The organism is Conyzicola sp., assembly GCF_046714715.1.
GTDB lineage: Bacteria > Actinomycetota > Actinomycetes > Actinomycetales > Microbacteriaceae > Conyzicola.
Map to the genome: position 1 here is coordinate 20,297 of NZ_JBKKAD010000198.1, position 7,252 is coordinate 27,548.

At 63.9% G+C, this 7,252-nt stretch carries 7 protein-coding genes; all 7 read right to left on the reverse strand.

The window, feature by feature from the left end; genetic code table 11:
- Positions 1-256: 256 nt before the first annotated feature.
- Positions 257-862 (reverse strand): prepilin-type N-terminal cleavage/methylation domain-containing protein, encoded by a 606-nt coding sequence (locus ACLQ6X_RS15915; protein WP_411701125.1) that lies wholly within the window; start codon positions 860-862, stop codon positions 257-259.
- Positions 863-864: 2 nt separating this feature from the next.
- Positions 865-1,242 carry a hypothetical protein gene (locus tag ACLQ6X_RS15920; protein ID WP_411701126.1) on the reverse strand — a complete coding sequence of 126 codons (378 nt, stop codon included), beginning with the start codon at positions 1,240-1,242 and terminating at the stop codon, positions 865-867.
- A 152-nt stretch (positions 1,243-1,394) separates the two neighbouring features.
- Positions 1,395-1,832 carry a type IV pilin protein gene (locus ACLQ6X_RS15925; RefSeq protein ID WP_411701127.1) on the reverse strand — a complete coding sequence of 146 codons (438 nt, stop codon included), beginning with the start codon at positions 1,830-1,832 and terminating at the stop codon, positions 1,395-1,397.
- 158 nt (positions 1,833-1,990) lie between these two features.
- A complete protein-coding gene (locus ACLQ6X_RS15930) occupies positions 1,991-3,220 on the reverse strand; it encodes a type II secretion system F family protein (RefSeq protein ID WP_411701128.1) in 1,230 nt (409 codons plus the stop codon).
- Positions 3,220-5,160 carry a PilT/PilU family type 4a pilus ATPase gene (locus ACLQ6X_RS15935; protein ID WP_411701129.1) on the reverse strand — a complete coding sequence of 647 codons (1,941 nt, stop codon included), beginning with the start codon at positions 5,158-5,160 and terminating at the stop codon, positions 3,220-3,222. The genes ACLQ6X_RS15930 and ACLQ6X_RS15935 overlap by 1 nt, the downstream gene beginning before the upstream one ends.
- Positions 5,157-6,824, reverse strand: coding sequence for a GspE/PulE family protein (locus ACLQ6X_RS15940; protein WP_411701130.1), 1,668 nt, complete (start codon positions 6,822-6,824; stop codon positions 5,157-5,159). The genes ACLQ6X_RS15935 and ACLQ6X_RS15940 overlap by 4 nt, the downstream gene beginning before the upstream one ends.
- 222 nt (positions 6,825-7,046) lie before the next feature.
- Positions 7,047-7,252: hypothetical protein (locus tag ACLQ6X_RS15945; protein ID WP_411701131.1), on the reverse strand; the 206-nt coding region annotated here is incomplete at its 5' end.

Sequence of the window (7,252 nt, forward strand, 5' to 3'; positions counted from 1 at the left end):
TAGCTCGGCACCGCTCCGGGCGCACTGACGTAGGTCCCTCCGGTCGACGAACAGGTCCCTTTCATCAGACTCGCCTTAGCGACAGCGAGCCCGGCATCCGCCGATGCCTGAGATTGCACGCCGGCCTTCGTTGCCGACGTGTACCCCATTCCGCTAGTCACGGACGTCATGATGAGTGCGCTCAGAATGAGGCCCACAGCCATCACGCCAATGACCGCGGCGAGAGCGGAGCCCTCCTCGCCGTCGTGCCGCTGGTTCAGTCGGTTAGCGAAAAGCATGTGCCGCTCTCCCAAACTTCCGCGCGGCTGCTAGCCGAGCTACTGACCGCGACCGGGGGCTTGCCGACCCCGCCGACGGTGGTAGAGGCGATCGAAACGGTCGGCTGGCTTCCCGAGAAAATCGTAGACCCTGAGGTCGGCGTGACGCGGTCGCTCAGTAGTGTCCAGCCGGCAAGGGCACTGGCCGAAGGAGCGACGATCGAGCTGGTGCCCGACGCTGCCGGCGTCACCTCCGTGTAGCGCACGGTGCCGAGCGATTGCGAGAAATACCAGGCGGCGCACCTCCAAGTTATCGCCGCGGTCGACCCGCGCACGACTCTAGCTACGAGCATCTGGTCAGCGCCGTAGTTCACCGACTGGATCTCGAATGCCGACGAGTTGCGGATGCCGGATTCTACCGAGTCCGACGTCGCCTGAGCGCTCGTGGATGCTGATGTGACGGCGCGTACTGTCGACTCCGCCCGGAGCGAGTTGACTAGCAGCCCGCCGACTATGGAGATGACGACAACGAGGAGAAGAGAGTAGACGAGGAGCTCGATGAGAGTGAACCCCTCTTCATCCGGAGCTTGCGCGGGACGGTCCATATTCATGCCCCGCTGAGGAATACGAGGGTGCTGGCCGTCGACAATACGGCTCCGGTATCGAGACGGGTCACCTTGATGACCACCGAGACGGTGCCCGGATAGGCGGATGCCGCCGGACACGCGCCGACCGTGCGTGTCGCCTGCAGGCGGACGCCCCGAGTGTCTTGCTCCTCGGGAATGAGCTGAGCCTGGTAGGTCTGGATGCCCGAACAAGTGGCGATCGCGCGCGCGGCCTCGATCTGGCGATTGACCAACTGTGTGGCGGTCGCATTTGTCGCGTTGATTGCCGACTGCTTCAGCCCCTGCACAAGAACCGGGAGAAAAGCGACCGCTAATAGTGCAAGTAGGAAAAGAGCTACGACGATCTCGACTAGACCCATACCGTCGTCTGTGCGAACGGCATGCGCCGCTGTTGGTGACCTCGACACTCTTTCTACCTCCCGACGCGCTTGTTGTTCGTGCCGAACTGCCTGTGGGGCGCCACGCTAGTGACACCCCACAGGTTCCGATCGCGAAGGATCAAATAGATGCGTTACGGGCAGACGCCGAGGGTGGCGCCACCGGTCGAGTCGATGCGGTAAGTCGGCGTTCCGCTTGAGCCGGACTTTCCTTGGATGCAGAAGGCGGCACCACCGGTCTTGATGATGGTGTCGGCGGTTCCGGTGCTGGCGGTGTAACCGAACGAGCCGAGTGCCGTAACCGTTGCGGCCTGAGTCGCGGTCGCAGCCGGGTAGGTGCCGTTGTTCGCCGTCGCAGCGGAGATCATCGCGATCTTTGCGTTGCCCAGGTCCGACTTGATAGCGGCGTCCTTGGCTTGATCCTGCTGGCCGAGGAAGATCGGGATCGCGATCGCTGAGAGGATTCCGATGATGAGAACGACGACGAGCAGCTCGATGAGCGTGAAGCCCTTCTCGTTTTCCTCGCGCTTGACGCGGCTGGCCTCGAGGGCCTCGTTGATACGAACGAACATGATTAACTTCCTGTCAGAGTGATTGTGCGGACAGGTGGCCCCCGTGTGAATCTGACCCCCACGACAATGTTCGTCGAGCCGTCCCCAAGCGGCTATCCCTCGAAGGGGGGTTCTTCGCGATCACTGTACCCCAGAACGAGGGTGGTGAGAGCGGTTCGCTACTTGATCTGATCAAAGATTGTGAACACCGGAAGGTACAACGCTACGATCATCCCGCCGATAACGACACCGATAAAGGCGATCATCAGCGGCTCTATCAGCGACGTGAGGGCCTTCGTCGTCGACTCGACCTCCGCCTCGTAGAACTCCGCGATCTTGTTCAGCATGACCTCCATCGACCCCGAGTCCTCGCCCACCGCGATCATCTGCACAACCATGCTGGGGAATACGGGCTGCTCCGCCAAGGGACCAGCGACACTCTTGCCCTGGCGGACGGACTCCTGCACCTTTTTGAGCGCCTCTTCGACCACGTAGCTGCCCGACGTCTCACCGACGATGGAGAGCGCCTGCAGAATGGGCACGCCGGCTCCCATCATGGTGGCGAAGTTTCGCGAGAACCGCGCGACGGCGACTTTCGTGAAGAGGGCACCGAAGACCGGCAGCTTGAGTTTCACGGGGTCGACTACCGACCGCACTCGGGCGGTGTGCTTATTGGCGCGCCACCAGATGGTGAAGGCAACGCCGCCAATGACCAGCGCAGGGGCGAGCCACACCATCGCCTTGGAAAGCACCACAAGCACCTGCGTGGGCAGGGGAAGAGCGCCACCCATGTCGGCAAACATATTCTCGAAGATCGGGACGATGAAGAGCAACATTCCGATTACGGCGACCACGGCCATAATGAGCACGATGACCGGGTAGGTGAGCGCTGACTTGATCGTGTCGCGCAACTTAACGTCGGCTTCGAGGTTGTCTGCAGCATTGTTGAGCGAAAGGTCCAGGAATCCGCCCGTTTCGCCCGCTCGGATCAGGTGGATCATCAGTGGAGGGAAGACTGTCGGGTGTTTCATAAACGCCTCGGACAGGGCGGCTCCGCCCTCGACTTCGCCGCAAATAAGGCGGAGCACCCGCGCCAGCTCTTTGTTCTCGGTCTGGTCCGCGAGAATGGTGAGCGTTCGGATGAGGGAGAGCCCAGCCCCGATCATTGTTGCCATTTGACGGCTCATGACCGCGAGGTCTTTCTGCCCTACGTGCTTTCCAAAGCCGCCGAAGGTGATCTCCCGGCTCAGGCCCGTGCCCGTACCGGCCTCGCTGACCGAAATGGGCGATATACCCATCATTTTCAGCTTGGAGACGACTGCGGCCTCGGATGTCGCGTCGACGCGACCCTTGACCAGCTTGCCCGCCTCATCACGGGCGGAATATGCGAATGCTTTGGTGACCGCCACTATGCCCTCGGAGGGTAGTGAGCGTCGCCGAAGTCATTGCCACCCATGGACGCGGACGCTTCAGACCCGCCCATCCGTTGGATGAGCTGCTTGAGGTCTTCCAAGTCGTGGGCTTTCTCGTGGGCCGCAGCGTGGCTGATTTCACCCGCATTCACCAGATCGGCGAGGTGCTGGTCGAGTGTGTGCATACCCGCGTCCCGACCGGCCTGCATGGCGGAGTGGATTTGGTAGGTCTTGCCCTCGCGGATCAGGTTTGAAATAGCCGGGGTAGTGATCATCACTTCCGTCGCAACGGCGCGTCCACCCCCGCGAAGCTTCTTTACGAGCGTCTGACAGACGACACCCTGAAGCGTCGCGGCTAGCTGGGCGCGCACCTGCCCCTGCTGGTGTGGCGGGAACACGTCGATTACACGGTCCACCGTTTGAGCCGCGTCCTGTGTGTGCAAGGTCGCGAACACGAGGTGACCCGTTTCCGCCGCTGTCAGGGCCACTGAGATCGTCTCGAGGTCTCGGAGCTCGCCGATAAGGATCACGTCCGGGTCCTGACGCAGCACGTGCTTCAGCGCGTTGTTGAAGCTGTGGGTATCGTGACCGACCTCACGCTGGTTCACGAGAGACTTCTTGTTCTGATGCATGAACTCGATAGGGTCTTCCACCGTGACGATATGGTCGGCGCGCGTGGAGTTGACCAAGTCGATGAGCGCGGCGAGGGTCGTGGATTTGCCCGATCCCGTTGGCCCAGTGACCAGGACCAAGCCTCGGGGCAACTGGGCGAACTTGCCGATCTTCTCGGGGATTCCGAGCGCCGCGAGCTGTTTGATCTCGGTGGGGATGAGCCTGAATGCCGCACCAAGTGCGCCACGCTGCTGGTAGATATTAACGCGGAATCTAGATTCCGCCGACAGCGTGTAGGCGAAGTCGAGCTCGAGCTCATTCTCGAACTGGTCGCGGTGCTGAGCCGACATGATGCTGTGCAACGCAGACGTTGTCTTCTCGACATCCCACGCGTCAAATCCGGGCATTGCCTGAAGTCCGCCATCGATGCGCACCAGCGGCACTGCTCCGACGCTGACGTGAAGGTCAGACCCCCCGAGGCTCACCACAATGTTGAGAGCGGCGATCAGATCGGGGTCGGTGCCCACCTGCCCTTGGCCGAGATTTAGGATTTCGCCCGGTTCGGTCTCCTTCGTTTGAAGTTCCGGACCCTCGACGCCGAACGTAAACCCGGGCAAGTCCACGGGCGGTTGCGGCCAGACGGCCGCCGCCAATGCTGCGGCCTCTGCCTCTTCGCGCATCCGCTCGGCGCGACGGCTGGCACGTTCGCCGCCGTGGACCGGCGCGATCGGCGGCACGACCTGAGCTTCGAATGAAGCGGTCTCCGGAGGCGACACGGGCGGCGCTGGGGTGGCCTCGTAGTGGGGCGATGCGGCGGTCTCGGGGGCCGGTGCGTCCCAGACGGGAGCCACTACCGGCGGGGCGTCGAAGGCCGTGAGATCGAACGGGGGCGCGTCGAACGCGCCCGAGTCGAAGGTGGGGATCGAGTCATCCGGCGGGGAATTGAACGCGGACGCGTCGAACGAAGTAGGCGCCGCGAAGGCGGACGGGTCGAAACCGGCGTCGTACGCCGGCGCGGAGTACGCCGACGGGTCGAACCCGGTGTCGAAAGACGTCTGCGCGGGATCGAACGCCGGGGTGGGGGCGGGCGCATCCGGGGCCTGGTAGGTAGCGCGGCCCTCCGGCTGGTAGCTGCCGGGGGGCGGGAACGCGGCCGGATCGAACGGCGGCGGGAAGGCCGACGGGTCGAAGGGCGGCGGGAACGCCGACGATGGAGGCGGCGGCGCGGAAGTGTACGCGGGCACGCCGCTGGGCGGCGGAGCGTTGAGGTAGGAGGGCGGCGGCGGAAGCTGGGGCTCGTCGTCAGGAACGTTATAGGGGGTCATACAACCACTCTCATGATCTCTTCGACGGAGGTGAGGCCCATCTGGATCTTCGCCCAGCCGTCCCACCGCAGGGGGATGAGCCCCTGCTCTCTGGCTACCTTGCCGATCTCGGCGCTCGAGGCGCGCGTCACGGCGAGTCGTTCGATCTGCTCGGTGACCATCATCACCTCGTGCAGGCCGATGCGGCCGCGGTATCCGGTGTTCGAGCAGTTTGCACAGCCGACCGGGCGGTACAGCGTGGGCGGCGGACGGTTGGGGTCGAACGCGAAGCGCAGAGCGGCGAGCTGTTCCGGGTCGTGCTGGTACGGCTGCTTGCAGCGGTCGCAGAGCCGGCGGGCGAGACGCTGGGCCACGACGCAGTCGAGCGCGGAGCCGACGAGGAACGGCTCGATGTCCATCTCGGTGAGACGGGTGATCGCGCTCGGGGCGTCGTTGGTGTGCAGCGTGGAGAGCACGAGGTGGCCGGTGAGGCTCGCCTCGATCGCGATCTGTGCGGTCTCGTGGTCGCGGATCTCACCGATGAGCACGACGTCGGGGTCGGAACGCAGGATCGAGCGCAGCGCCGACGCGAACGTGAGGCCGGCCTTGGCGTTCACCTGCACCTGGTTGATGCCCGGCATGCGGTACTCGACCGGGTCTTCGACGGTGATCACGTTGATCTCGGGGCGGGCGACAGCGCCGAGGGTCGTGTACAGGGTGGTCGACTTGCCAGAGCCGGTGGGGCCCGTCACCAGGATCATCCCGTAGGGCTTCGTGTACGACGACTTGTAGGCCGCGAAGTTGCGCGGCAGCAGCGCGAGGTTGTCCATCGACACGGTCGTCGACGACGTGTCGAGGATTCGCATAACGACCTTCTCGCCCCAGACGGTGGGGAGGGTCGCGACGCGAAGGTCGATCTTGCGACCGCCGTGGGTGACCGACATGCGGCCGTCCTGAGGCTTGCGACGCTCGGCGATGTCGATCTCGCTCATGATCTTGAGGCGGCTGATCACGCCGTTCTGGATCGCCTTCGGGGCGGGCTGCATCTGGTGCAGCACGCCGTCGATGCGATAGCGCACGTGCACCTCGCGCTCGCCCGGCTCGATGTGGATGTCGGACGCCTTGTCTTGGATCGCCTGGCTGATGAGCAGATTCACGAACCGCACGATCGGGGCGTCGTCTTCACCCGGCTCGTTCTCGCCCGCCATCACGACGTCGGTCGAGCTCTCCTCTTCGAGCGCGCTGGTCAGGTCGCTGAGCTCGCCGTCCGCACGGTGGTAGCGGTCGATCGCCTGGCGGATGTCGCTCGGCGACGCCACGACGGGCCGGATCTGCATGCGCGCCGCGGCCCGCACATCGTCGATCGCGAACACGTCGCCCGGGTCGACCATTGCGAGGGTCAGGATGTCACCCACGATGCCGACCGGAAGCACGTGGTATCGGCGGCACATCGCAGCGGGGACGAGGGAGACGGCCGTGCGGTCGACCGGGTATTCGTCGAGCTCTACAAACGGGAGCTCCGCTTGGGCGGCTCGGGCCGAGGCCAGCTGCACCTCGGTGACCAGGCCCTTGTCGACGAGCGCACGAACGGCGTCTTCGTCTTCGCCCCAGGCTCCCGAGATGGAGTCGAGGTTCTCGATGGGAACTACGCCGCGCAGAATCAGAATCTCAGTGAGGGTTGCCATTGCATCTCCTCACAAAGCATTAGCGACGCCGTCGGCCCCGAGGCGGCGTCGTGAGAACAGGATGCAACCGTAACCTTTCGAACTAGGCATAGCCATACCCCTTAGCGGGGGTCGCCCGGATTCACGGTTAAACGCCGACGGGCTCCCCACCGTGAGGTGAGGAGCCCGTTTTCCCTTCGACAAGCTCAGGGAGCGGTCAGTACTTGAGCGAGCGGTTGCTGCTTAGTTGTACGTACCGGGCGTGTAGTCGTCAGACGAGAACGTGTCGAAATCGACAAAGCTCAGGTCTGCTTCGCTGAACACCGAGTCATCCGTGAAGATGCGGTTCGGGTAGCGCTCGGCCTTGGCTTCTTCCGTCGCCTCGACAGACACATCGCGGTAGCGCGGGAGACCCGTGCCGGCCGGGATGAGCTTTCCGATGATGACGT

What these genes read in the sequence shown, in the direction of transcription:
- ACLQ6X_RS15935 (WP_411701129.1), bottom strand. Translation starts at nt 5,160, where the DNA reads ATGACCCCCTATAACGTTCCTGACGACGAGCCCCAGCTTCCGCCGCCG.
- ACLQ6X_RS15915 (WP_411701125.1), bottom strand. Translation starts at nt 862, where the DNA reads ATGGACCGTCCCGCGCAAGCTCCGGATGAAGAGGGGTTCACTCTCATC.
- ACLQ6X_RS15920 (WP_411701126.1), bottom strand. Translation starts at nt 1,242, where the DNA reads ATGGGTCTAGTCGAGATCGTCGTAGCTCTTTTCCTACTTGCACTATTA.
- ACLQ6X_RS15925 (WP_411701127.1), bottom strand. Translation starts at nt 1,832, where the DNA reads ATGTTCGTTCGTATCAACGAGGCCCTCGAGGCCAGCCGCGTCAAGCGC.
- ACLQ6X_RS15940 (WP_411701130.1), bottom strand. Translation starts at nt 6,824, where the DNA reads ATGGCAACCCTCACTGAGATTCTGATTCTGCGCGGCGTAGTTCCCATC.